This window comes from Acidovorax sp. Leaf73, from assembly GCF_916855635.1.
GTDB lineage: Bacteria > Pseudomonadota > Gammaproteobacteria > Burkholderiales > Burkholderiaceae_C > Acidovorax > Acidovorax facilis.
This window is the reverse complement of sequence record NZ_CAKASI010000006.1, coordinates 419970-443499: the sequence shown is the minus strand read 5'-3', so window position 1 is coordinate 443499 and position 23530 is coordinate 419970. Positions and strand designations below refer to the sequence as shown.

Below are 23530 nucleotides of genomic sequence, written 5' to 3'. Positions count from 1 at the left end.
GCGCCATCCAGCATTTGGCGGGCATGAAGGACTCCAAGGTGATCGTGGCGATCAACAAGGACCCTGAGGCACCGATCTTCAGCGTGGCCGACTATGGGCTGGAAGCGGATCTGTTCACGGCCGTGCCGGAGCTGACCAAGGCGCTCTGAGCCCCCGTAGATCAAAAGCACAGCCCAATCGATGCGGGTTGTATGCTATTGAAAATATAGCTGCCAGTGCTTATTGAATAAGCGATGGGCCTATTTTTTGCACCTATAAACCAGCAGGAGACAAAACCATGAGCGCATCCCTTTCCCGTCGCAGCCTCGTCCAGGCCACTGGCGCAGCGCTGGCCAGTGCGGCACTGCCAGCACTGGCCCAAGCCACTTGGCCCAGCCGCCCGATTCGCATCGTCGTGCCATACACGGCGGGCGGGTTTACCGACCAGATGGCGCGTCTGCTGACTTTGGGCCTGCAAAAGCAGTTCGGTCAGTCGGTTGTCATCGACAACAAACCCGGCGCCAACAGCATCATCGGCGTGGATGCCGTCGCCAAGTCCGCTCCGGACGGTCACACCTTTGGCGTGGTCATTCCGGCCTTTACCGCCAACACCACGCTCTACCCCAAGCTGCCCTACAACCCGCGCAAGGACCTGGTGGGGGTGTCGCTGCTGGGTGTTTCTCCACTGGTGGCAGCGGTGGCCCCCAATGCACCGTTCAAGACGGTGAAGGAACTCGTGGCCTATGCCAAGGCCAACCCGGGCAAGGTGAGTTTTGCCTCTTCAGGCACGGGCTCTGCCGCGCACCTGACCAGCGAGTTGCTCAAGTCACTCACAAAGACCTTCATGGTCCATATACCCTACCGCGGCGCCGCGCCGGCGCTGACGGATTTGCTCGGCGGCCAGGTGCCTTTGTTCCTCGACCCTCCGCCTAACCTGATTCAGCCCGCCAAGGCAGGCCGCATCACCCTCATCGGCGTGGCCAGCGAAAAGCGCTTGCCCATGTTGCCCGACGTGCCCACCTTCATCGAGCAGGGCGTGCCCGGCATGCTGGGCAGCACCTGGGCCAGCATGATTGCTCCCGCCGGCACGTCGCGCGACGTTGTCAAGCGCATGTCGGACGCGGTGAACGCCATCATCCAGAGTGAAGAGACCAAAGCCAAGCTCGAAACCATGGGTACCTTCGGAGAGGGCACCACACCGGAGGCGTGCGATGCCTTCTTGGCTGCTGAAACGACCAAGTGGGGCAAGGTGATCCGCGACGCGGGTGTCACGCTGGACTGAGAAGGTGTGCACCCGGCCTGGCCTGACGGCCAGGATTTACGCGTAGCGCTTGGCCCGCAGGTTCTCTTTCATCTGCTGCAGGATCGGCTGCAGCGAGCTGCCAATGCGCAGCGCCACGCAGGTGGCCAGCACGTCGATGATGAGCAGGTGCATCAGCCGCGACACCATGGGGCTGTAGCGGTCGTAGCCCTCGGGGTGGTCGGCGGCCAGGTGGATCTGGCAGGTGCTGGCCAGGGGCGAGCCGCTGGCGGTGATGGCGATGGTGGTGGCGCCGTTCTTGCGGGCGATGTCGGCGGCGTCCATCAAATCGCGGGTGCGGCCCGAGTTGGAGATGATCACCGCGCAATCGCCCGGGCCGAGCAGGGTCGCGCTCATCACCTGCATGTGCCCGTCGCTGGTGGCAATGGACGTGACGCCCAGGCGGAAGAACTTGTGCTGCGCGTCCTGTGCCACGATGCCCGAGTTGCCCACGCCGTAGAACTCGATGCGTTTGCCGGTTTTCCAGGTGGCTGCAATCGCCTCGGCCGCACGCTCCAGCGCCACGGTGCTGGCGGCATTGCGGTATTGCAAAAAGGCCGCCACGGCGTTGTCCACCACCTTCACCAGCACGTCGCCGGTCTTGTCGTCGGCGTCCACGCTGCGGTGGATGAAGGGCACGCCTTCGCTCACGCTGCCTGCCAGCTTGAGCTTGAAATCTGCCAGTCCGTCATACCCCATGCTGCGGCAAAAGCGCACCACAGTGGGCTTGCTCACGTGCGCGCGTTCGGCCAATTCACGCACGGGCAGGCGTGCAAAAGTGCGTGGGTCGGTCAGCACCAGCCGGGCAACGCGCTGTTCGGCGGGGGCCAGGGAGGGCAGGGAGGCGGTGATGCGGTCGAGCATGTCTCGGTCAGGGTGTGCAGCGCGGGCTGCTCAGGTGAGGCCTTCGAACAGGTTTGGGGGAACCATTCTTAATGTAACTTGGTTCCCAAGGCGGCGGGGAGGGCGCCATCCCTGCCTTTCAACCTGCTTGCACCCGGTCTGGGAGTTTCCCCCCTGACCCTGGCCTGCCTGCAGGACTAGCATCCTTGCATCACGTTATCCAGATACTGAGGAGACTCCCATGCGCAAACATTTGCTGACGAAACTTCTGGCCGGTGCGGCCCTGGTGGCCACCGCCTCCGGCAGCTGGGCCCAGGGCCAGGTCAACATCATCTGTTCGGTGCAGGCCGAGTGGTGCAACCTGATGTCCACGGTGTACGCCAAGACCACCGGCACCAAGGTCAACATGACGGCCAAGGGCTCAGGCGAGGCGCTGGCGCAGCTCAACGCCGAGCGTGCCAACCCCAAGACCGACATCTGGTTTGGCGGCACAGGCGACCCGCACCTGCAGGCGGCCGAGCAGGGCCTCACGCTCGAATACAAATCGCCCCAGTTGCCGCAGCTGTACCCCTGGGCGCAAAAGCAGGCGGCGGATTCCAAGTACCGCACGGTGGGCGTGTACCTGGGCCCGCTGGGCTTTGGCTACAACAAGGAGCTGCTGGCCAAGCGCAAGCTCAACCCCCCGCAGTCGTGGGCCGACCTGCTCAAGCCCGAGTTCAAGGGCGAGGTGCAGATGGCCAACCCGGCATCGAGTGGCACGGCCTACACCATGATCGCTACGCTGGTGCAGATCATGGGCGAGGAAAAGGCGTTTGAATACCTCAAGGCCCTGCACCCCAACATCAGCACCTACACCCGCTCGGGCACGGCGCCCGTCAAGGCGGCCGCCCGGGGCGAGACCACGGTGTCGGTGAGCTTCGTGCACGACGTGACCACTGAGGCGGTCAATGGCTTCCCCGTGGGCTCGGTCACGCCTTCGGAAGGCACGGGCGCCGAGGTGGGCTCCATGAGCATCGTCAAGAACGGCCCCAACACCGAGGCCGCCAAGAAGTTCTACGAATGGGCACTCACGCCAGGCGGCCAGCAGTTTGGCCTGGCGGCCAAGCAGTTCCAGCTGCCCAGCAACACGCAGGTGCCCAAGGACCCGCGCATGACCGACCCTTCCAAGATGAAGCTCATCAACTACGACTACGCCAAGTACGGCGCCAGCGCCGAGCGCCGCCGCCTGATTGCGCGCTGGGAAAAAGACGTGCAGAACGCGGCGCGCTAAGGGGTGGTGGTGTCGGCAGCAGCAGCGGCGGCGCACGCAACCCTCCGAACCACAGCACCCAGCGCCTCGGTCAACCGGCCCTTGTGGGTCTGGCTGGTCGTGGGCGTGCTGGGTTATCTCGTGTTCCCCTGGTATGCGCAGCAGGATGCCAATGGCCTGCTCGCGGTGGGCCAGGTTTTCAGCGGCGAACAGGCGGCCAACGGGCTCATGCAGGCGGCATTGTTTGGTCGGCCCTGGCTCTGGCTAGGCCTGGCCGGTCTGGCCGTGGCGGGGCTGGGCGCCTGCCTGCCTGCGGGACGCAAGCAGGGCGCCGTGCTTGCGGCGGGGGGCGCGCTGGGGCTTGTGGCCTTGTTGCTCAGTGGCTTTGCGATTGGCGCACGAGGCTGGGCCTTTGAGTGGATGAACACCAGCCTGGGTGAACTGGGCGCGCGCCAGCCCGGCATGGGCTGGGGCGGGTTTGTGGTGTTGTCAGCACTGCTGGTGCTGCTGTCGTTCGGCGTGGCACGGCGAGGATTTTTCAAAGGCGATCTGTTCGTAGCGGCTGCGGTGGTGGGCTGTGGAAGCCTGCTCGCGCTGTTCATCGTGTTCCCGGTGCTCAAGGCGTTGTCGGCTGCGTTTTTTCTGGAGGATGGCCCGTTCTCGCTGGCCGTGGTGTGGGAGCGCATTGCGCACGAGCGCAACTTTGGTCTGTCGTGCCTGGCGGGTGGCCAGCGCTGCGGCGTGGCCTGGAACACGCTGTTCCTGGGGCTGATGACCGCCACCAGCACCACGCTGCTGGGCACTTTCATGGCGCTGATGGCCGAGCGCGCGTCGCGCCGCTATGCGCGGCCGCTGAACATCGTGGCGCTGCTGCCCATCATCACGCCGCCGTTTGTGGTGGGCCTGGGGCTCATCCTGCTGTTCGGCCGTGCCGGGGTGTTCAACCAGTTTCTGGAGTACGCGTTCGGCATCACGCCCACGCGCTGGTTCTACGGCTGGCTGGGCATCTGGGTGGCGCAGACCTTTGCGTTCACGCCCATCGCCTTCATGATCATGCGCGGCGTGGTGCAGGGCGTGGCGCCCAGCCTGGAAGAGGCAGCCCAAACGCTGCGTGCCAGCCCGCACCGCACCTTCATGACCGTAACCCTGCCGCTGCTCAAGCCCGGCCTGGCCAACGCGTTTTTGGTGGGCTTTATCGAAAGCATGGCCGACTTCGGCAATCCCATCGTGGTGGGCGGGCAGTTCTCGGTGCTCTCGACCGAAATCTTCTTTGCCATCGTCGGTGCGCAGTACGACCAGGGGCGTGCCGCGTCGCTGGCCTGGATCCTCACGTTCTTTGCGCTCACCGTGTTTGCGATCCAGCGCGGGCTGCTGGGCAAGCAGAACTTCACCACCGTGTCGGGCAAGGGTGATGCAGGCATTGCCATGCCGCTGCCCACCGGTGTGCGCCGCGTGGTGCATTCCATTGCACTGCCCTGGATGGCCTTCACGCTCATCGTGTACCTGTTTGCACTGGCGGGCGGTTTTGTGCAGACCTGGGGGCGCGACTACACCATCACGCTGGCGCACTTTCGCACGGCGTTCAGTGTGGAGTGGGGCGAATTTGGTGTGGTGTGGGCGGGCACCGCGTGGAACTCGTTTTTCACCACGCTCAAGCTCGCGGCCATCTCGGCGCCGCTCACGGCCACGCTGGGCATCGGCATTGCGTGGCTGCTGGCGCGCACCGAGTTCCGGGGGCAGGGCGCGTTCGAGTTTGCAGCGCTGCTGGCCTTCGCCATCCCGGGCACGGTGCTGGGTGTGAGCTACATCCTGGCGTTCAACGTGCCGCCGTTCGAGCTGACGGGCACGGCACTCATCATCGTGCTGTGCTTCATGTTCCGCAATCTGCCGGTGGGCGTGCGGGCGGGCACGGCAGCGTTCAAGCAGCTGGACCGGTCGCTGGATGAAGCGTCCGTCATGCTGCGCGCGGGCAGTGTGCAGACGCTGCGCCATGTGGTGCTGCCGCTGCTCAAGCCTGCGCTGGTGGCGGCGCTGGTCTACAGCTTTGTGCGCGCCATCACCACCGTGAGTGCGGTGATCTTCCTGGTCACGGCCGAAAACGAGCTGGCCACCACCTACATCATTGGCCGCGTGGGCAATGGCGACTATGGCGTGGCGCTGGCGTACTGCACGGTGCTCATCATCCTCATGTCGGCCTCCATCGGGCTCATTCAGCTGCTGGTGGGTGACCGCAAACTCGGTCGGCGCGTTGGCTTATGACCCCCCTGAGTCGCCTTCGGCGCCTTCCCCCCAGGGGGACGACGCCCTGGCTGCGGGGCGGCCCTTGCTCGGCTTCCCACGCCTGGACCGCGCCAGTTGCCAGGCGCAATCGTCAATTGAAAAGACAACCATGAACAACAATGACGCGGGCATCGTGTTCCGCAACATCACCAAGCGCTACGGCAGCGACAGCAGCGCTGCCCTGGCCGTCAAAGGCATCAGCTTTGAGGTGCCGCGCGGCACGCTCACCACCATCCTCGGCCCTTCGGGCTGCGGCAAGACGACCACGCTGCGCATGATTGCGGGGCTGGAATCGCCCACCTCGGGTGAGATCTTCATTGCCGGCAAGGACGTGACCACACTCGGCCCCGCGCAGCGCAACGTGAGCATGATGTTCCAGAGCTACGCGCTGTTCCCACACATGAACGTGGTGGAAAACGTGATGTACGGCCTGCGTATGTCAGGCCAGCCCAAGGAGCAGGCACGGACCAAGGCGGTGGAGGCGCTGCGCGGCGTGGGCCTGGTGGGCTATGACGACCGCCTGCCCAGCGAACTTTCGGGCGGACAGCAGCAGCGCGTGGCCCTGGCCCGCGCGCTGGTGCTCGAGCCCGAGGTGCTGCTGTTTGACGAGCCCCTGTCCAACCTCGACGCCCGCCTGCGCCGTGAGATGCGTGAGGAAATCCGTGCCTTGCAGCAGCGCCTGTCGCTCACCGTGGCTTACGTCACACACGACCAGGCCGAGGCCATGGCCGTGAGCGACCAGATCATCGTGATGAACCAGGGCCTGATTGCGCAGAAGGGATCGCCGCGCGCGCTGTACGAAACCCCGCACAGCGAGTTCGTGGCCGGTTTCATGGGCGAGGCCATGCTCTTCCCGGCCGCCGCCGACGCGGACGGCACGGTGGCGCTCGGCCCGCTGGTGCTGCGCCCCCGCATGGCGGTGAAGAGCGGCCCGGTAAAGGTGGCGGTGCGGCCGGAGGCCTGGCGTATTCACCGCCAGGGCGCGGGCCTGCTGCCCGCCCGGCTGGACAAGCGGGCCTATCTGGGCGCGGTGCACGAATATACCTTTGACACCACGCTCGGCCACATCTTTGTGGTGTCGTCCGACCTGGATGATGTGCTGGCCGTGGGTGATGACGTGCAGCTTAGCCTGGGTGTCCACGGCGTATCGGTGGTTGGTAGTACCGAAGGTGCCCAACGTGATGCGGAATAATGGCGCCATGAACCAACTCGACGCCCTCAAACAGTTCACCACCGTGGTTGCCGACACTGGCGACTTTCTGCAACTGGTCCAGTTCCGTCCGCAGGACGCCACGACCAATCCCTCGCTGATCCTCAAGGCGGTGCAAAAGCCAGAATACGCGCCCCTGCTCAAGGACACCGTCGCCAAGTGGCAAGGGCGCGCCATGGACGAGGTGATCGACCGCCTGCTGGTGCGTTTTGGTTGCGAAATCCTGACCCACGTGCCCGGCCGTGTCTCCACCGAAGTGGATGCGCGTCTGAGCTTTGACACCAGCGCCACCGTTACGCGCGCCGAGCGCATCATCGAGCTGTACCAGGCCGAAGGCATCCACATCGACCGCGTGCTCATCAAGATCGCGGCCACGTGGGAAGGCATCCAGGCGGCCGCCCAGCTGGAGCGCAAGGGCATCCACACCAACCTCACGCTGCTGTTCTCTTTTGCCCAGGCCGTGGCCTGCGGCCAGGCCAAGGTGCAGCTGATCTCGCCGTTTGTGGGCCGTATTTACGACTGGTACAAAAAGCAGGCAGGCGCGAGCTGGGACGAGGCCGCGCGCGCGGGCGCCAACGACCCGGGCGTGCAGTCGGTCACGCAGATCTACAACCACTACAAGCGTTTTGGCATTGCCACCGAGGTGATGGGCGCGAGCTTCCGCAACGTGGGCCAGATCACGGCGCTGGCCGGGTGCGACCTGCTGACCATTGCGCCTGAGCTGTTGGCACAGTTGGCGGCGAGCGATGCGCCGTTGCAGCGGGCGCTGGATGCAGAGGCCGCCAAGGACATGGATCTGCCTGCGGTGAACTATGACGAGGCGGGGTTCCGGTTTGCGCTAAATGAGGATGCGATGGCCACCGAGAAGCTGGCCGAGGGGATTCGGGCGTTTGCGGTGGATGCTGTGAAGCTGGAGAAGCTGATCCTGGCGGCTTGAGGTCGGAATTTTTAGTGGTTTTGGCGGCTAACGCTTGTGTAGCAAGCGCTAGCCGCTATTGTTTTTATAGTTCCGTAGTTTGCCCCATACCGTTCGGGCTGAGCTTTTCGAAGCCTTGGCGCGCTGGTTTAGGCGGTGTGCTTGTGTTGAGGGCGGAGGCCGGGTTGTCGCCCCGGCGGGCGAGTAACTTTCTTTTGCTTCGCCAAAAGAAAGTCACCAAAGAAAAGGCGACCCCCAGTCTGCAACCCCTGCGCTTCGCTACGGGGCAAACCTGCGTCGGAGCGGTTGCGGGGTGCGCCGTGGAACTCGCTTTGCGCTGTGCGCGCCGCTCGGACAACCACGGCGAGTCAGTTCACGAGGCATGGGCGCTGCGACGCCCATGCTCACCCCGCAACCGCCCCGCCGCAGGCGCAGCCAGCAGGGGGTTGGGTACCCGAACATCCAACATCCGAACATCCACACGGGCCCTTGCTTCGCTCGGCCCCACCTCGCGGGCGCAAGCGCCACGCGCTGCGCAGGCGGGGCCGAGCGAAGCAAAGGCCCGAATGGATGTCCGTTGGGTTCCCTTCTGGATGCGCCTGGGGCGCGCAGGGCGCGGGGTGGCATGTGTGCCGAAGGACACACATGCTTTGTGAACTGACTCACCGCAGTTGTCCGAGCGGAGCGCCGCAGGCGCGCAGCGAGTTCTGCGGTGCACCCCGTGACCGAGCACCCCAGGTTGCCCCGGAGCGCAGCGCAGGGGTCGCAAACAGCAGGGTCGCCCTTTCTTTGGTTCCTTTCTTTCGGCGACGCGAAAGAAAGGGACTCGCCCGCCGGGGCGAACTCCCGGCCTCCGCCCTCAATCCAGGCACGCCGCACAGATCAGCGAACGAGCGTGCCCAGGCTTCGACAAGCTCAGCCCGAACAGGCAGAAGAAACCCTGCAACTATTAAAACAATAGCTGTCAGTGCTTATCCACCAAGCGCCAGACCCCAAAAACACAAAAACTCACACTGCAGGCAGCCGCATCCCCACCCGCAACCCCCTAGGCACCACCCCCTCCGCCACCGTCCGGCCGCCATGCCGCAGCGCGATCTCCTCCACGATCGACAGCCCGAGCCCACACCCCCCCGCCTTGTCCGACCCGCGCCAGAAGCGCGCAAACAGATCGCCCAGGTGTTCGGCTGGCACGCCCGGCCCGTCGTCCTCCACCAGCAGCAAGGCCCAGCGCCCGGGCTCCTCGTGGCCCACACGCACTGTCACCGTGGCGCCGGGGCCTGCGTAGTGCAGTGCGTTGTCGATGAGGTTGTTGAGCGCTTCGCGCAGCAGCACCGGGTGGCCTTGCACGGGCAGGCTGTCGTCACCCTCGTAGCCCAGGTCCATGCCTTGCGCCAGGGCGCGGGCTGCCCATTCGCGAGCGACTTCGCGGGCCAGGCAGGCCAGGTCGATGGCCTGCATCTCCACGTTCGATTCGGAGCGTGCCAGCTGCAGCAGCTGGTGCACCAGGTGGGCGCTGCGCTGGGCGGCCGAAAGCACCTTTTGCAGGCGTTCCTGCACGGCGGGCTCATGGCTTTCGTGCAGGGCCAGCTCGGTCTGGCCGATGAGCCCCGCCAGCGGGGTGCGCAGTTGGTGCGCAGCGTCGTTGAGAAAGCGCTTTTCCTTTTGCTGGCCGCGCGCCACGGTCTCCAGCAGCCGGTTGATGGTGCTGGCCAGCGAATGCACCTCCTGCGGAGCCGAGGTCAGCTCGATGGGGGGCAGCGGCGTGGTGCCAGCCTGCGGCAGGGCGCCGGCGCGCTCGATCTGGGCCTCCAGGCGCTTCAAGGGCTGCAGGCCGCGCAGCACGCCCGCATACACCACGGCGCTCAGCGCCAGGCCCATCAGCCCCATGGGGAACACCATCTGCTCCAGCAGCTCCTGCGCGATGCGCTCGCGCACGGTGAGGCTCTGCGCCACCTGCACGCGCAGGGTCTGGCGCGTCTGGGGTGTGCCGTAGTCCACGTCCAGCAGCGCCACGCGCACGGGGCGGTCGTCCACGCGGGCGTGGTACAGGTAGGGGTCGCCCACGCGCACCTCCACGGGCGGCGGCGGAGGCAGCTGGGCATTGCCCAGCAGAAAGCGGCCGGGCGGGGACGACACCATGTAGGTGATGCGGTCGGCCGGGTCCTGCTCCAGGATGTCCTGCGCGGCCTTGGGAAAGTCCACCAGCAACCCGTCCCCGATCGGCTTGATCTGCCGCGCGAGCGCTCGCACCGACTGCGTCAGCGTCTGGTCAATGCCCTTCTCGCCGTTCTGCAGCGCAATGCGCCACGCCAGAAACCCGCCAGACAGCCACAACACCAGCTGCGGCAGCAACAGCCACAGCAGCAGCTTGCGTTGAAGAGAAACCCCCGGTACGTGGCGCATGTCAGTGGCCTGGGCCTGCGGAGATCAGTGGGACCCCCGATGCCAGCCACTGGCGCGGCCCCCGCGAGGGATGCCGAGCAAGGGCCGCCCCGCAGCGAGGGCATCGTCCTCCTGCCCGCGTAGCGCAGCGAAGCGAGAGCGGGGGGAAGGCGCGCAGCGACTCAGGGGGGTGTTCCATCTACGGCCTGTTCAGCATGTACCCCAGCCCCCGGATGTTGCGGATGGCCAGCGGCGAGGTGTCGAGCTTCTTGCGCAGGCGGTGCACATACACCTCCAGCGCGTTGGAGTTGAGCGGGGGCGCGGCGGTTTGTCCGGGCTCCGGGGGGCTGGCGCGCCAGGCGGCCAGCACATCGTCGCGCGTGACGACTTCGCCACAGCGGTTGACCAGCAACTCCAGCAGCTCCCATTCGCGCTGGGTCAGGTCGAGCAGGTCGCCATTGAGCGCCGCCGAATGGCTGGCGTGGTCCAGCACCAGCGGGCCGATGGTGGTGCTGGCGCCCCCTGCGGCGCTGCTGGCCTGGGTAAAGGCGGGCTGGCGCGCACGGCGCAGCATGGCCTGCAGGCGGGCCTGCAGCTCCTGCATGTTGAAGGGCTTGGTGATGTAGTCGTCAGCCCCGGCATTGAGACCCAGCACGCGGTCTTCCACGCCATCGCGCGCGGTCAGAATCAGCACGGGCAGGCCGGCAATGTGGGTGCGCGCCCAGGTCAGAAGCTCCATGCCGTCGGCGCCGGGCAGGCCCAGGTCCAGGATGATGCCGTCCACCGCCTGCGACTGCAGCAGCGTGGTGGCCTCGGCCACACTGGAGGCCGTGTGCACGCCGAATTCCAGCTGCTGGAGCTGGCCAGTCAGCGCGTCCAGCAGCAGGGCATCATCTTCAACAATCAGTATCGTGGCCATGGGATTGAGCATAACAAAGCACCCCGCCAGCGGCTCCTGCAGCACGGCAATGCTTGCACCCGCAGCGGTTGGTAATTCAATAACGGGCCAATGGCGTTGGTATGTAACCCACACCCGGGAAAGCCCTGATATGTTCATTAATTATTGTAATTAAAGTACCGACTGCGCTGAACAGCACCGGATTGCGGCGCACCAACGGATTCAAACATCGAGGAGACACGGGTATGTGGAAGATGACAAAAATCGCCGCAGTGGCGGTGGGCCTGGCGGCAGCGATGTCGGCCAGCGCGGGGGAGGTGGAGGTCCTGCACTACTGGACTTCGGGCGGCGAAGCCAAGTCGGTGGCCGAGCTCAAGAAGATCATGCAGGGCAAGGGCCACACCTGGCGCGACTTTGCCGTGGCCGGTGGCGGTGGCGACAGCGCCATGACCGTGCTCAAGAGCCGCGTGATCTCGGGCAACCCACCGTCGGCTGCGCAGACCAAGGGCCCGGCCATTCAGGAGTGGGCGTCCGAAGGAGTGCTGGCCAACATGGACACCCTGGCCAAGGCTGAAAAATGGGATGACCTGCTGCCCAAGGTGGTCGCCGATGTCATGAAGTACAAGGGCGCTTACGTGGCCGCCCCGGTCAACGTGCACCGTGTGAACTGGATGTGGGGCAGTTCCGAGGCCCTGAAGAAGGCTGGCGTGGCCGCCATGCCCAAGACCTGGGACGAGTTCTTTGCGGCAGCCGACAAGCTCAAGGCCGCAGGTCTGGTGCCCGTGGCCCACGGTGGCCAGAACTGGCAGGACTTCACCACGTTTGAATCGGTGGTGCTTGGCGTGGGTGGCCCCAAGTTCTACCAGGACGCCTTGGTCAAGCTTGACGACAAGGCCATCAACAGCGACACCATGAAGAAGTCGCTGGAGACCTTCCGCCGCATCAAGGGCTACACCGACCCCGGCGCCCCTGGCCGCGACTGGAACCTGGCCACGGCCATGCTGATCCAGGGCAAGGCAGGCTTTCAGCTGATGGGCGACTGGGCCAAGGGCGAGTTCCTGGCCGCAGGCAAGGCGCCGGGCAAAGACTTCCTGTGTGCTGCTGCACCGGGCTCGGCCAACGCGTTCACCTTCAACGTCGATTCGTTCATTCTGTTCAAGCTGAAGGATGCTGCCGCACAGAAGGCGCAGAGCGACCTCGCCAGCGCCATCATGAGCCCCGCTTTCCAGGAAGTGTTCAACCTGAACAAGGGCTCCATCCCCGTGCGTGCGGGCCAGCCCATGGACAAGTTTGACGACTGCGCCAAGGCCTCGGCCAAAGACTTTGTGGACGCCGCCAAGAGCGGCGGCCTGGTGCCCAGCGCGGCCCACGGCATGGCAATTGCCCCGGCCACCGAAGGCGCCATCAAGGACGTGGTCAGCCAGTTCTGGAACGACGACAAGGTCAGCGTCGCCGATGCCATGAAGAAGATCGCGGCCGCCGCGAAAACCAAGTAAGCCGTGCAAGACACACGCGCACACACGCACTAAAACCAACCCCAGAGGGATCCCATCATGAAGACAAGAAACCGCCTTACGGCGGTGGCTTTGGCCGCCGCATGCGCGAATGGCGCCTTTGCTATGGATGTAGCAGGCTTTGAGTTCAACGGTTACTCGCGGGGCGGCCCGGTGTTCAACCACTCCGACGGCGTCAAGGGTAACCTTTCGCTGGGTGGCGAACTGCAGAAGTACCGCCTGGGCAACGAGGGTGACAACGGCATCGAAGTCAACTTTGCACGCGGTTTTGAAGCCGGCGGTGTCAAGTGGAAGGTCAACTACATGCCCGCCAAGTGGGGCAGTGGCGACATCAGCACCGAACAGGCATTTGTGGAAATGAGCGGCTTCTCGTTCTCGCCCGAAGCCAAGTTCTGGGTCGGCCAGCGCCGCCTGCGGATCCAGGACGTGCACATCGTCGACTACTTCCTGCTGAACTACGGCGACAACATCGGCGCCGGTGTGACCGACGTGCCCGTCGGCGGAATGAAGCTGGGCCTGGGTGTGTTCACCGGCGACAAGTTCGACGGTGGCCTGCCCAACAACGTGAAGGCACACCGCATCAACGCCGACCTGTCGGAGATCAACACCAACCCGGGTGGCAAGCTGCGGGTGCTGCTGACGGCGGTGGGGGGCAAGGGCCAGGTCAATGGCGGTTCGGGCTCGGGCATCTCCTTCATGCACACGCAAAAGGAATTCCTGCTGCCCAGCATCACCAACACGCTGTACCTGCAAACATCGCGGGGCCATGCGCGCATCGACGGAGAGTTCGAGGCCATCGAGGGCACCAGCGCTGGCAAGCGCGCCACCCGCATCGCCGACTCCATCAATTGGCAAAGCGGCCCGTTTGGTGGTCAGGCCCTCATTGGCTACCAGACCAACAAGGCTGATCTGACGGGCGTGGAGACCAAGGACTTCTCGCTGGGTGGCCGTGGCTCCTATGCGTTCACCAAGAACTTCAAGGGCCTGGTGGAACTGTCCACCACCACCCGCAAGGGCACTGGTGCTGACCAGCGCCTGTCCAAGGTCACGCTGGCGGGCGCCTTGGCCCTGTCGGAAGACTTCTGGTCACGTCCCGAGTTGCGTCTGTACGTGACCAAGGCCAACTGGAACCAGGCAGCGGCACTGGCCAATGCCGCAACCTTTGGCGCCAATGGCAAGACCTCGCGCACGCTGGTGGGCGTGCAGTACGAGGTGTGGTGGTGATCCGTTGAGTAGGTAGTGAGTTAGCGAGTTAGTCAGAGGTTACTTTGTTCATTTGGGGGGCACTCCTGCGTGTCCCCCGCTTTTTTTACATGCAGGACGATGACAAACACATACCGTGGCCATGAGCAAAAACACGTTTGAAACATGGCTGCCCAAGCTGGTCGTGACACCGGCTTTTGTACTGGGCTTTGCCTTCATCTATGGCCTGATGGTCTGGAATGGCGTGCTGAGCCTCTCCGCATCGCGCATGCTCCCCAACTACGAGTGGGTGGGCCTCGCGCAGTACGAAAAACTCTGGGAGATGGACCGCTGGTGGGTCGCGCTCAAGAACCTCGGCATCTTCGGCGTGGGCTACGTGGGCGGGTCCCTGGCCATCGGCGTCGTGCTGGCCGTGCTGCTGGACCAGAAGATCCGCGCTGAGGGCGCGCTGCGCACCATTTACCTGTACCCCATGGCCCTGTCGTTTGTGGTCACGGGCACGGCCTGGAAGTGGTTGCTGAACCCGGGCCTGGGCATCGAAAAAATGGTGCGCGACTGGGGCTTTCCGAATTTTGAGTTTGGCTGGCTGGTGGACACCGAGATGGCCATCTACTGCGTGGTGATTGCAGGCATCTGGCAAAGCGCTGGTTTTGCGATGGCGCTGTTCCTGGCGGGCCTGCGGGGCATCGACGACAGCATCATCAAGGCCGCGCAGGTCGATGGTGCATCCTTGCCACGCATCTACTGGCGCATCGTGCTGCCAGCACTGCGGCCCGTGTTCTTCTCCACAGTCATGGTGCTGTCGCACCTGGCGATCAAGAGCTTTGACCTGGTGATGGCGCTCACCGCCGGTGGCCCTGGTTTTTCCACCGACGTGCCCGCAACGTTCATGTACACCATGTCGTTCTCGCGCGGCCAGATCGGCCTGGGCGCCGCCAGTGCCACCATGATGCTGGCCACCGTGGCGGCACTGGTCATCCCTTACCTTTACAGCGAACTGCGGACCAAGCCCCATGACCGCTAAGCCCTCCCTCTTTCCGTCGCTCGGCCGCTTGCTGGTCTATGCCGTGCTGGCCCTGGCCACCGCGTTCTTCCTGCTACCGCTGTACGCCATGCTGGTCACCTCGTTCAAGGATGCCGAGGAGATCCGCAGCACCTCGCTGCTGGCGCTGCCCGCTGCGCTGAACGGGGCAGCCTGGGGCACGGCCTGGTCCAGCGCCTGCACGGGCGTGGACTGCAATGGCCTGCGCCCGTTCTTCTGGAATTCGGTGGCCATGGCCGTGCCGGCCGTGATGATCTCCACCGTGTGGGGTGCGCTCAATGGTTATGTGCTGAGCCTGTGGAAGTTTCGTGGCAGCGATGCGCTGTTCGGCATGCTGCTGTTTGGTGTGTTCATGCCGTTCCAGGTGGTGCTGCTGCCCATGAGCCAGGTGCTGGGATGGCTAGGGCTTTCGAGTTCCATCACCGGGCTGGTGCTGGTGCACTGCCTGGCGGGGCTGGCGGGCACCACGCTGTTCTTTCGCAACTACTACGCGGCGATCCCGAAGGAGCTGGTGAACGCGGCGCGCATGGATGGCGCCAGCTTCTTCCAGATCTTCTGGCGCATCGTGCTGCCGCTGTCCACGCCCATCATCATGGTCACGCTGATCTGGCAGTTCACCAACATCTGGAACGACTTCCTGTTTGGCGTGGTGTTCTCGGGCACCGACTCGAAGCCCGTGACGGTGGGCCTGAACAACCTGGCCAACACCAGCAGCAGTGTGAAGGCCTACAACGTGGACATGGCGGCCGCGATCATCGCAGGCTTGCCCACCATGGTGATCTATGTTCTCGCAGGCAAGTTTTTTGTGCGCGGCCTGACGGCTGGCGCGGTGAAAGGTTAAGGAAAATCATGGCGTCTTCATTGGACATCGCGGGCATCAACAAGCGCTTTGGCAAGGGTGACAAGAGCGTGGAAGTGCTGCGCAAGATCGACATCCACGTGGCACCGGGCGAGTTCCTGATCCTGGTCGGCCCCTCGGGCTGCGGCAAATCCACGTTGCTCAACATCATTGCGGGCCTGGACGAGCCCACCGAAGGCGAGATCCGCATCGGTGGCAAGAACGTGGTGGGCATGCCCCCGCGCGACCGTGACATCGCCATGGTGTTCCAGAGCTACGCGCTGTACCCCACGCTCTCCGTGGCCGACAACATTGGCTTTGCGCTGGAGATGCGCAAGATGCCCAAGCCAGAGCGCCAAAAGCGCATCGACGAAGTCGCAGCCATGCTGCAGATCAGTCACCTGCTCGACCGCCGCCCCAGCCAGCTCTCGGGCGGCCAGCGCCAGCGCGTGGCCATGGGCCGGGCCCTGGCGCGCCAGCCGCAGCTCTTCTTGTTTGACGAACCGCTGTCCAACCTCGACGCCAAGCTGCGCGTGGAGATGCGCGCCGAGATCAAGCGCCTGCACCAGGCCAGCGGCATCACCAGCGTGTACGTGACGCATGACCAGGTCGAAGCCATGACCCTGGGTTCGCGCATCGCGGTGATGAAGGGCGGCGTGGTGCAGCAGCTGGGCACGCCCGACGAGATCTACAACCGCCCGGCCAATACCTACGTGGCCACCTTCATCGGCTCGCCCACCATGAACCTGCTGCGTGGCGCGGTCACAGGCGGGCAGTTTGGCATCCAGGGCGCGGCGTTGAACCTGGCACCTCCATCCCCCCCACAAAGCGGTTCCAACGAAGTGCTGCTGGGCGTGCGCCCTGAGCACCTGGTGATGCAGGAGACTGCCCCCTGGCGCGGGCGGGTCAGCGTGGTGGAGCCCACGGGCCCCGACACCTATGTGATGGTGGACACCGCCGCAGGCAGCGTCACGCTGCGCACCGATGCGCAGACCCGTGTGCAGCCCGGCGACGCCGTGGGACTGGCGGTAGAGCCCGCCAACGCCCACTGGTTCGACGCCAAGTCCGAAGATCGATTGACAGGCTGAGCGGTTGGGAGCCCCGGCCCCTGGGTCGCTGCAAGAAGGGGCTTTGGTCTTTGCCTGAAGCGGTAATTCAGGTAAAAAGAGGCTCCAGCGCTTATCTATCAAGCGCCAGCAGCTATATAAATAGTAGCGTTAGCGATCCGCAGGCCGCCGTCTGCCGCAGGGCAACGGGGGCGTGTGAGCTTTGGTTTTCATATTTTTCCCATGCACCCTCAGCGCCTCCTTGCCGACATCGGCGGCACCAATATCCGACTGGCCTGGCAGAACGAACCGGGCGGCCCCTTGCATGACACGCGCGTGTTGCCCTGCGCGCAGTTCCCCACCGTGGATACTGCGCTGGCGGCCTATCTGACAGAAGTGGGCGTACCCACCCCGCGCGAGGCGGCGTTTGGCATTGCCAACCCCGTCACGGGCGACGCCATCCGCATGACCAACCACAGCTGGAGCTTCTCGCAGCGCGCGGTGCGCGAGGCGTTTGGTTTTGAGCGCCTGGTGGTCATCAACGACTTCACCGCGCTGGCGCTGGCGCTGCCCCTGCTGACGCCCGACCTGCTGCGCCCCGTGGGCGGTGGCGAGGCCGTGCCGGGCGCCGCCATCGCGCTGCTGGGCCCGGGCACGGGCCTGGGCGTGTCGGGTCTGGTCTTCCCGCCGGGGTCCAGCAACGGCGTGCCCCTGTCGGGCGAGGGTGGGCACGTTTCGCTGGCCGCGCAGACGCAGCGCGAATTCGACGTGCTGGCCATCCTGCAAGAACGCTATGGCCATGTGTCCGCAGAGCGCGCGGTATCGGGTGCGGGGCTGGTGGACCTGTACCATGCGCTGCGCAGGCTGGCCCAGCGCGGCGGCAAGGAGATCAGTTCGGCCGCCGAAGTGACCGAGCTGGCACTGCAGTCCAACGACGCCTTGGCGCTGGAGGCGCTGGACCTGTTCTGCGGCTTTCTGGGTAGCGTGGCGGGTAACCTGGCCCTTACCCTGGGCGCGCGCGGCGGCGTGTTCATTGGCGGCGGCATGGTGCCGCGCCTGGGCACGTGGTTCGACAAATCCTCGTTCCGCGCACGGTTCGAGTCCAAGGGACGCTTTCAGCCCTACCTCGCGTCCATCCCCTGCTGGATCATCGACCCGAGCGCCACGCCTGCGCTGTATGGAGCTTCGCGTGCGCTCGATATTGCCGGCTCTGAAGGATGAGCAGCGAAGTTGCCGCACCGCCCGCGCCGGGGCCTGCGCTACAGGTCAGCGGTGTGCACCATGTGGCCATCATCGCCAGCGACTATGTCCGCTCGCGCCGCTTCTACACCGAGGTGCTCGGCCTGCGGGTGGTGCACGAAGTCTTTCGGGCGGAGCGGCAGTCGTACAAGCTGGACCTGCAGTTACCCGATGGAACGCAGGTGGAGCTTTTTTCCTTCCCCCATCCACCCAAGCGCCCGTCGTACCCCGAGGCCTGTGGCCTGCGCCATCTGGCGTTGCGCGTAGCCGATATGGAGGCCAGCGTGGGCACGCTGGTAGCGCATGGCGTGGCGGTGGAGCCGGTGCGGGTCGATCCGTTTACCGGCGCGTTGTTCACCTTTTTTGCCGACCCTGATGGGTTGCCGATCGAGCTGGTCGGCCCCGTGCCCGCCACAGCCACGCGCTGATTCCTCCCACCCAAAAGAAAAGGCCCTGACGGGCCTTTTTCCGTGTCACATCTCCTCGCTCCAGCAATACCCATCCCTCGCAATCATCGCGCTGGCCGAGCTAGGCCCCCAGCTGCCCGCCGTGTACGGGCGCGGCCCCACGGGGTCGTTCTTCCAGTGCTGCAGGATGGGCTCGACCCAGCGCCAGGCTTCTTCCTGCTCGTCGCTGCGCACAAACAGGTTCAGGCGGCCTGCAATCACGTCGAGCAACAGGCGCTCGTAGGCGCCCACGCGCTCGGTGCCAAAGCGCTGGTCGAAGTCCAGGTTCAGGTGCACCTGCGACAGCGCGGGCTCCGTCTGGTGCTGGGCCGCGCCTTGGGCCAGCAGGTGCAGCTCCAGCCCGTCCTTGGGCTGCAAGTTGATCACCAGGCGGTTGGCCGCGCCCACCGGGGTCTTGAAGATGGGGTGCGGAACGGGGCGGAAGTTGACGACGATGTGCGCGTCGCGCCCCGCGAGGCGCTTGCCGGTGCGGATGTAGAACGGCACACCCGCCCAGCGCCAGTTGCTGATCTCGGTCCGCAGCGCGACAAAGGTTTCGGTGGTGCTGCCGGGGGCCACGCCTTTTTCCTGCGCGTAGCCGGGCACTTGCGCGCCGTGCACGTTGCCCGCCGCGTACTGACCGCGAATCACGTGTTGGCCGATGGTCTCCATGCTCCAGGGCTTGAGCGACTGCAGCACCTTGAGCTTTTCATCGCGGATGGCGTTGGCGCTGGAGTTGATGGGCGGCTCCATGCCGATGGCGCACAGCAGTTGCAGCGCGTGGTTCTGCACCATGTCACGCAGGGCGCCGGTCTGGTCGTAGAACGCACCGCGCGACTCCACGCCCAGTTCTTCGGCAATGGTGATCTGGATGTTGGCAATGGTTTCGCGCCGCCACAGGGGCTCGAACAGTGCGTTGCCAAAGCGCATGGCAAACAGGTTCTGCACCGAGGGCTTGCCCAGGTAGTGGTCGATGCGAAAGACCTGCTCTTCCTTGAGCACGCGGCGCAGCGTGTCGTTGATGGCCTGGTTCGATTGGAGGTCGTGGCCCAGCGGTTTTTCCAGCACCACGCGGGTGGTGGGGCCGTTCAGGCCCACGGCGGCGATCTGCTCGCACACGTTGGTGAACAGGCTGGGCGCGGTGGCCACATACATCACCACCGAGTCGGCGCCGCGTTCATGCAGCATGGCAGCCAGCTTGGTGTAGTCCTCGGTTTTGGACAGATCCATGCGCAGGTAGTGCAGCAGCGCGCCAAAGCGTTCGAACTCGTCCGGGGTGGGGCGCTTGGCCAGTTCCACGCTGTCAAACCGCGCCTTTATCAGGCTGCGGTATTGTTCGTGGCTCAGCTCGTCACGCGCCACGGCAATGATGCGCCCCCCCTCGGGCAGCGTTCCGTGCCGGAACGCCTGAAACAATGCGGGCATGAGCTTGCGCCAGGCCAGGTCACCTGTTCCACCAAACAGGACAAGGTCAAAACTCATGGGGTCTCCGTATCAGGGTGTTGTTGTGCGTCTGCGGCTGGAAATTGTAATCTCGTTACATTGAATTGTGTAGCTGTAGAGGCTGTAAAACGTTTTTTGACAGTTCGTGCGCAGAAAATTATTAGATAAATTGTGTAATCAAGTTACTATCTCGCCGGTTTTCACCTCCCCACATCCTGAATCCACCATGTCCTCCCTCCGTTGCGACCAAACTCCGCAGTGGCCTCAGTTGCAGGCCGCGTTCTCCGCAGATGGCAGCCGTCTGGACCTGCGGAAGGCCTTTGCCAGCGATGCGCAGCGCTTTGAGCACTTCAGCCAGCATGCGCCCGAGGTGTTTGCGGACCTTTCCAAGAACCTGTGGGACGCCACCACCGAAGCGCTGCTGCTGGACATGGCCCGTGCCAGTGGACTCACCCGGCACCGCGACGCCATGTTCGGCGGCCAGCCCATCAACAGCACCGAAGGCCGCGCCGTGCTGCACACGCTGCTGCGCCGCCCCCGGGGCCTGGCGTTGCCCGGCGACGGGCCAGACATTGCACACAAGCTGGCCCAGGTGCACACCACGCTGGATGCCATGCTGGCATATGCCGACACGGTGCGTGCTCATGAGTCCATCACCGATGTGGTGAACATCGGCATCGGCGGTTCGGACCTGGGCCCGCACATGGCCGTGCTGGCGCTGGAGCAGTTCCGTGCACCGGGCAAGCGGCTGCACTTTGTCTCCAACGTGGACGGGCATGAGCTGCACACCACACTGCGCACGCTCAAGCCCGAGAGCACGCTGTTCCTCATCGCCTCCAAGACCTTCACCACGGCAGAGACCATGACCAACGCGCGCTCGGCGCTGGCCTGGTTTGCGGCGCAAGGCGGTCAGGATGTGGGGCGCCACTTTGCGGCACTGACCACCAATGTCGATGCCGCGCAGGCGCTGGGCATCACCACCACCTTCGGCTTCTGGGACTGGGTGGGTGGGCGCTATTCGCTCTGGTCCGCCATTGGCCTGCCGATCGCGATTGCGATTGGCTCGGCGGGCTTTCGCGATCTGCTGGCCGGTGCCCATGCCATGGACGAGCATTTCCGCACAGCGCCGCTGGCGCAGAACCTGCCGGTGCGGCTGGGCCTGCTGGACATCTGGTACCGCAACTTCCATGGCTTCACCAGCCGCTGCATTGCGCCCTACCATGCCGCATTGCGCCGCCTGCCGGCCTATCTGCAGCAACTGGAGATGGAGAGCAATGGCAAGCGCGTGGGGCTGGACGGCCAGCCGCTGCCCTATGCCACGTCGCCCGTGCTGTGGGGCGAGCCGGGCACCAACGGCCAACACGCTTTTTTTCAGATGCTGCACCAGGGCACCGACGTGCTGCCGCTGGAACTCATCGCCGTGCGCCAGCCCACCCACCCACTCCCGGGCCATCACAACAAGCTGCTGGCCAACGCCCTGGCGCAGGCACAGGCGCTGATGGTGGGCAAGGAAGGGGAAGATGGGCACCGCCACTTCCCGGGCAACCGGCCCAGCACCTTCCTGCTGCTGGATGCGCTCACCCCCGCATCGCTGGGCGCGCTGATTGCGCTGCAGGAGCACCGCGTGTTTGTGAGCGGCAGCCTTTGGGGCATCAACAGCTTTGACCAGTGGGGCGTGGAGCTGGGCAAGGTGCTGGCCAAAGACATTGAGGCGCGCCTGGCCAGTGGCGACGCTGCGGGGCTGGATGGCTCGACCGCCGGCCTGCTGGGCCTTCTGCGCAGCGCGGCCTGACTCCCGGAACATTGCTCGTTTTGGGGCAGCGCTGGCGGCAGACCAGGCCCCCCACCGACAGAGGCCTGCACGGTCTCTGGCCTACAGCTAACGCATCAGGAGACACCCCCATGGCGATTCCGCCCTATCCGGACTTCCGCTCCGCAGCCTTTTTGCGCCAGCATCTGCGTGACACCATGGCGTTCTACGACCCCGTGGCCACCGACGCGAGCGGCGGGCAGTACCACTTCTTCCTGGATGACGGCGCGGTGTACGACACGCGCACCCGCCACCTGGTCAGCGCTACCCGTTTTGTGGTCACGCACGCCATGCTCTACCGCACCTCGGGCGAGGCACGCTACCAGGCCGGCATGTTGCACGCGCTGCAGTTTCTGCGCACCGCGTTCCTCGACCCAGCCACCGGCGGCTACGCCTGGCTGATCGACTGGAATGAAAGGCGAGCCACCGTACAAGACGCCACGCGCCACTGCTATGGCATGGCCTTTGTGATGCTGGCCTACGCCCGCGCCTTTGAGGCTGGCGTGCCCGAAGCCCGCCAGTGGCTGGCCCAGGCTTTTGATACCGCCGAACAGCACTTCTGGCAACCCCCCGCAGGCTTGTATGCCGACGAGGCCAGTCCTGATTGGCAGCTCACAGGCTACCGGGGCCAGAACGCCAACATGCACGCCTGCGAGGCCTTGATCTCTGCCTTCCGCGCCACGGGCGAGCGCCGCTACATCGAGCGTGCCGAGCAGCTGGCGCAAGGCATCTGCCAGCGGCAGGCGGCGTTATCCAGCCCTGCCAGCGCCCCGGCTGCCGAAGGCTGGGTGTGGGAGCATTTCCACGCCGACTGGTCGGTGGACTGGGACTACAACCGCCACGACCGCAGCAACATCTTCCGCCCCTGGGGCTACCAGATCGGCCACCAGACCGAATGGGCCAAGCTGCTGCTGCAACTGGATGCCCTGCTGCCCGCCGACTGGCACCTGCCCTGCGCACAGCGCCTGTTCGATGCCGCTGTAGAACGCGGCTGGGATGCCGAACACGGCGGCCTGTACTACGGCATGGCGCCTGACGGCAGCATCTGCGACGACGGCAAATACCACTGGGTGCAGGCCGAGAGCATGGCCGCCGCTGTCGTTCTGGCTGTGCGCACGGGCGACGATCGGTATTGGCAGTGGTACGACCGCATCTGGGCCTACTGCTGGGAGCACTTCGTGGACCACGAACATGGTGCGTGGTTTCGCATCCTGCATCGGGACAACCGCAACACCACCCGCGAGAAAAGCAATGCGGGGAAGGTGGACTATCACAACATGGGGGCGTGTTTTGACGTGCTGGGGGTGGTTGGTCGCTAGCAAAGCACTGCGTGCTGGTGCACGGTTGCTATGTCTGCCCCTGTCTCTGGCGCGACGGCTGCGCTGCTACGCACTAGCGAATGAACGCCGGGGCGCCGGTGTTCGGTTCGAGTTCGGGCGGGGAAGGACGAAAGCCTTCCTCTGTCCTGGAGTGCTTGCACCCGGGGCTTGATGGGGAACCCACAGCTTCAATCTCAACCGATGCAGATAGGGTGGGGGAGGGTTGGACAAAAAAGAAGAGCACTTGGGCTGGGACGCCGTTTCGCTTCAATAGATTCGTGACATAGGCGGCTCTGGCTTCGGCCATGGTTTTGGTGTCGTGTTTGTCGATGAGGAACTTTGCTTCACCGATCACAACAACCAGCGGACACCAATCCGCTTCACGCAGAGATTCTGCAAATGTGGCCACTGCTTGTCGATCTGCTGCGGCAAGGGTGACGCCACTCTCATGGAATTGAACAACGTGCGTCTTGAGCGCCTTCATGCTGAGGGCCGAAGCGTCGAATGCCAGGCAGCTTCCCGCGAAAAAGGCGGCACATGTTCGAAGGGTGTAGTTCATGGTGAGGCGCCTTT

The 23530-nt window shown here is 64.8% G+C and carries 19 protein-coding genes and 1 pseudogene; 15 read left to right on the top strand and 5 right to left on the bottom strand.

Features of this window, described 5'->3' with window-relative positions; genetic code table 11:
- Positions 1–149 (top strand): annotated as a pseudogene (locus LPA35_RS21740) (electron transfer flavoprotein subunit alpha/FixB family protein); the annotation flags it as partial.
- Between the two features lie 128 nt (positions 150–277).
- Positions 278–1261: a tripartite tricarboxylate transporter substrate binding protein gene (locus LPA35_RS21735; RefSeq protein ID WP_228898880.1), complete on the top strand. Its 984-nt coding sequence runs from the start codon at positions 278–280 to the stop codon at positions 1259–1261.
- A 36-nt stretch (positions 1262–1297) separates the two neighbouring features.
- Here LPA35_RS21735 and LPA35_RS21730 read toward each other — a convergent pair whose 3' ends face one another.
- Positions 1298–2143 carry a MurR/RpiR family transcriptional regulator gene (locus LPA35_RS21730; protein ID WP_055394300.1) on the bottom strand — a complete coding sequence of 282 codons (846 nt, stop codon included), beginning with the start codon at positions 2141–2143 and terminating at the stop codon, positions 1298–1300.
- A 220-nt stretch (positions 2144–2363) separates the two neighbouring features.
- On the opposite strand from LPA35_RS21730, the gene LPA35_RS21725 reads away from it, so the two are divergent.
- From LPA35_RS21725 to tal, 4 genes are all read left to right on the top strand, one after another.
- Positions 2364–3392 (top strand): ABC transporter substrate-binding protein, encoded by a 1029-nt coding sequence (locus LPA35_RS21725; RefSeq protein ID WP_228898878.1) that lies wholly within the window; start codon positions 2364–2366, stop codon positions 3390–3392.
- A gap of 99 nt (positions 3393–3491) precedes the next feature.
- Positions 3492–5630 (top strand): ABC transporter permease, encoded by a 2139-nt coding sequence (locus LPA35_RS21720; RefSeq protein WP_370641490.1) that lies wholly within the window; start codon positions 3492–3494, stop codon positions 5628–5630.
- A gap of 130 nt (positions 5631–5760) precedes the next feature.
- Positions 5761–6843 carry an ABC transporter ATP-binding protein gene (locus LPA35_RS21715; RefSeq protein WP_228898876.1) on the top strand — a complete coding sequence of 361 codons (1083 nt, stop codon included), beginning with the start codon at positions 5761–5763 and terminating at the stop codon, positions 6841–6843.
- Positions 6844–6850: 7 nt separating this feature from the next.
- Positions 6851–7798 carry a transaldolase gene (tal, locus tag LPA35_RS21710; RefSeq protein ID WP_228898874.1) on the top strand — a complete coding sequence of 316 codons (948 nt, stop codon included), beginning with the start codon at positions 6851–6853 and terminating at the stop codon, positions 7796–7798.
- Between the two features lie 987 nt (positions 7799–8785).
- Here tal and LPA35_RS21705 read toward each other — a convergent pair.
- On the bottom strand, positions 8786–10180 hold the full coding sequence (locus LPA35_RS21705) for a sensor histidine kinase (RefSeq protein ID WP_228898872.1): 1395 nt from the start codon (positions 10178–10180) through the stop codon (positions 8786–8788).
- A gap of 178 nt (positions 10181–10358) precedes the next feature.
- A complete protein-coding gene (locus LPA35_RS21700; RefSeq protein WP_055395176.1) occupies positions 10359–11078 on the bottom strand; it encodes a response regulator transcription factor in 720 nt (239 codons plus the stop codon).
- 224 nt (positions 11079–11302) lie between these two features.
- On the opposite strand from LPA35_RS21700, the gene LPA35_RS21695 reads away from it, so the two are divergent.
- The 7 genes from LPA35_RS21695 to LPA35_RS21665 all read left to right on the top strand — a co-directional run bounded on the left by LPA35_RS21695 (position 11303) and on the right by LPA35_RS21665 (position 18367).
- Positions 11303–12553, top strand: coding sequence for an ABC transporter substrate-binding protein (locus LPA35_RS21695; RefSeq protein ID WP_228898870.1), 1251 nt, complete (start codon positions 11303–11305; stop codon positions 12551–12553).
- Between the two features lie 123 nt (positions 12554–12676).
- Positions 12677–13795, top strand: coding sequence for a carbohydrate porin (locus tag LPA35_RS21690; protein WP_121507506.1), 1119 nt, complete (start codon positions 12677–12679; stop codon positions 13793–13795).
- Positions 13796–13916: 121 nt separating this feature from the next.
- Entirely contained in the window at positions 13917–14798 is an 882-nt protein-coding gene (locus tag LPA35_RS21685) for a carbohydrate ABC transporter permease (protein ID WP_121422357.1), read from the top strand.
- Positions 14788–15657 carry a carbohydrate ABC transporter permease gene (locus tag LPA35_RS21680; RefSeq protein ID WP_121422358.1) on the top strand — a complete coding sequence of 290 codons (870 nt, stop codon included), beginning with the start codon at positions 14788–14790 and terminating at the stop codon, positions 15655–15657. The genes LPA35_RS21685 and LPA35_RS21680 overlap by 11 nt, the downstream gene beginning before the upstream one ends.
- Before the next feature lie 8 nt (positions 15658–15665).
- A complete protein-coding gene (locus LPA35_RS21675) occupies positions 15666–16742 on the top strand; it encodes an ABC transporter ATP-binding protein (RefSeq protein WP_121422359.1) in 1077 nt (358 codons plus the stop codon).
- A 201-nt stretch (positions 16743–16943) separates the two neighbouring features.
- The gene (glk, locus tag LPA35_RS21670) at positions 16944–17921 is read left to right on the top strand and encodes a glucokinase (protein WP_228898868.1); all 978 of its coding nucleotides are present in this window, start codon (positions 16944–16946) and stop codon (positions 17919–17921) included.
- The gene (locus tag LPA35_RS21665) at positions 17918–18367 is read left to right on the top strand and encodes a VOC family protein (protein ID WP_228898866.1); all 450 of its coding nucleotides are present in this window, start codon (positions 17918–17920) and stop codon (positions 18365–18367) included. Before glk ends, LPA35_RS21665 begins: the two co-directional genes overlap by 4 nt.
- 45 nt (positions 18368–18412) lie before the next feature.
- Here LPA35_RS21665 and zwf read toward each other — a convergent pair whose 3' ends face one another.
- The gene (gene zwf / locus LPA35_RS21660) at positions 18413–19867 is read right to left on the bottom strand and encodes a glucose-6-phosphate dehydrogenase (protein ID WP_228898863.1); all 1455 of its coding nucleotides are present in this window, start codon (positions 19865–19867) and stop codon (positions 18413–18415) included.
- A 187-nt stretch (positions 19868–20054) separates the two neighbouring features.
- Between zwf and pgi the strand changes: the two genes are divergently transcribed.
- Together pgi and LPA35_RS21650 are read left to right on the top strand one after the other, a co-directional pair.
- The gene (pgi, locus tag LPA35_RS21655; protein WP_228898862.1) at positions 20055–21620 is read left to right on the top strand and encodes a glucose-6-phosphate isomerase; all 1566 of its coding nucleotides are present in this window, start codon (positions 20055–20057) and stop codon (positions 21618–21620) included.
- 110 nt (positions 21621–21730) lie between these two features.
- Complete coding sequence (locus LPA35_RS21650; RefSeq protein ID WP_228898861.1) at positions 21731–22957, top strand: AGE family epimerase/isomerase; 1227 nt, start codon at positions 21731–21733, stop codon at positions 22955–22957.
- Between the two features lie 73 nt (positions 22958–23030).
- On the opposite strand, the gene LPA35_RS21645 is transcribed toward LPA35_RS21650, so the two are convergent.
- Entirely contained in the window at positions 23031–23516 is a 486-nt protein-coding gene (locus tag LPA35_RS21645; RefSeq protein WP_228898860.1) for a hypothetical protein, read from the bottom strand.
- Positions 23517–23530: the final 14 nt, after the last annotated feature.

Coding starts and splice junctions, on each gene's coding strand:
- LPA35_RS21735 (WP_228898880.1), top strand. CDS start 278: ATGAGCGCATCCCTTTCCCGTCGCAGCCTCGTCCAGGCCACTGGCGCA.
- LPA35_RS21730 (WP_055394300.1), bottom strand. CDS start 2,143: ATGCTCGACCGCATCACCGCCTCCCTGCCCTCCCTGGCCCCCGCCGAA.
- LPA35_RS21725 (WP_228898878.1), top strand. CDS start 2,364: ATGCGCAAACATTTGCTGACGAAACTTCTGGCCGGTGCGGCCCTGGTG.
- LPA35_RS21715 (WP_228898876.1), top strand. CDS start 5,761: ATGAACAACAATGACGCGGGCATCGTGTTCCGCAACATCACCAAGCGC.
- tal (WP_228898874.1), top strand. CDS start 6,851: ATGAACCAACTCGACGCCCTCAAACAGTTCACCACCGTGGTTGCCGAC.
- LPA35_RS21705 (WP_228898872.1), bottom strand. CDS start 10,180: ATGCGCCACGTACCGGGGGTTTCTCTTCAACGCAAGCTGCTGCTGTGG.
- LPA35_RS21700 (WP_055395176.1), bottom strand. CDS start 11,078: ATGGCCACGATACTGATTGTTGAAGATGATGCCCTGCTGCTGGACGCG.
- LPA35_RS21695 (WP_228898870.1), top strand. CDS start 11,303: ATGTGGAAGATGACAAAAATCGCCGCAGTGGCGGTGGGCCTGGCGGCA.
- LPA35_RS21690 (WP_121507506.1), top strand. CDS start 12,677: ATGGATGTAGCAGGCTTTGAGTTCAACGGTTACTCGCGGGGCGGCCCG.
- LPA35_RS21685 (WP_121422357.1), top strand. CDS start 13,917: ATGAGCAAAAACACGTTTGAAACATGGCTGCCCAAGCTGGTCGTGACA.
- LPA35_RS21680 (WP_121422358.1), top strand. CDS start 14,788: ATGACCGCTAAGCCCTCCCTCTTTCCGTCGCTCGGCCGCTTGCTGGTC.
- LPA35_RS21675 (WP_121422359.1), top strand. CDS start 15,666: ATGGCGTCTTCATTGGACATCGCGGGCATCAACAAGCGCTTTGGCAAG.
- glk (WP_228898868.1), top strand. CDS start 16,944: ATGCACCCTCAGCGCCTCCTTGCCGACATCGGCGGCACCAATATCCGA.
- LPA35_RS21665 (WP_228898866.1), top strand. CDS start 17,918: ATGAGCAGCGAAGTTGCCGCACCGCCCGCGCCGGGGCCTGCGCTACAG.
- zwf (WP_228898863.1), bottom strand. CDS start 19,867: ATGAGTTTTGACCTTGTCCTGTTTGGTGGAACAGGTGACCTGGCCTGG.
- pgi (WP_228898862.1), top strand. CDS start 20,055: ATGTCCTCCCTCCGTTGCGACCAAACTCCGCAGTGGCCTCAGTTGCAG.
- LPA35_RS21650 (WP_228898861.1), top strand. CDS start 21,731: ATGGCGATTCCGCCCTATCCGGACTTCCGCTCCGCAGCCTTTTTGCGC.
- LPA35_RS21645 (WP_228898860.1), bottom strand. CDS start 23,516: ATGAACTACACCCTTCGAACATGTGCCGCCTTTTTCGCGGGAAGCTGC.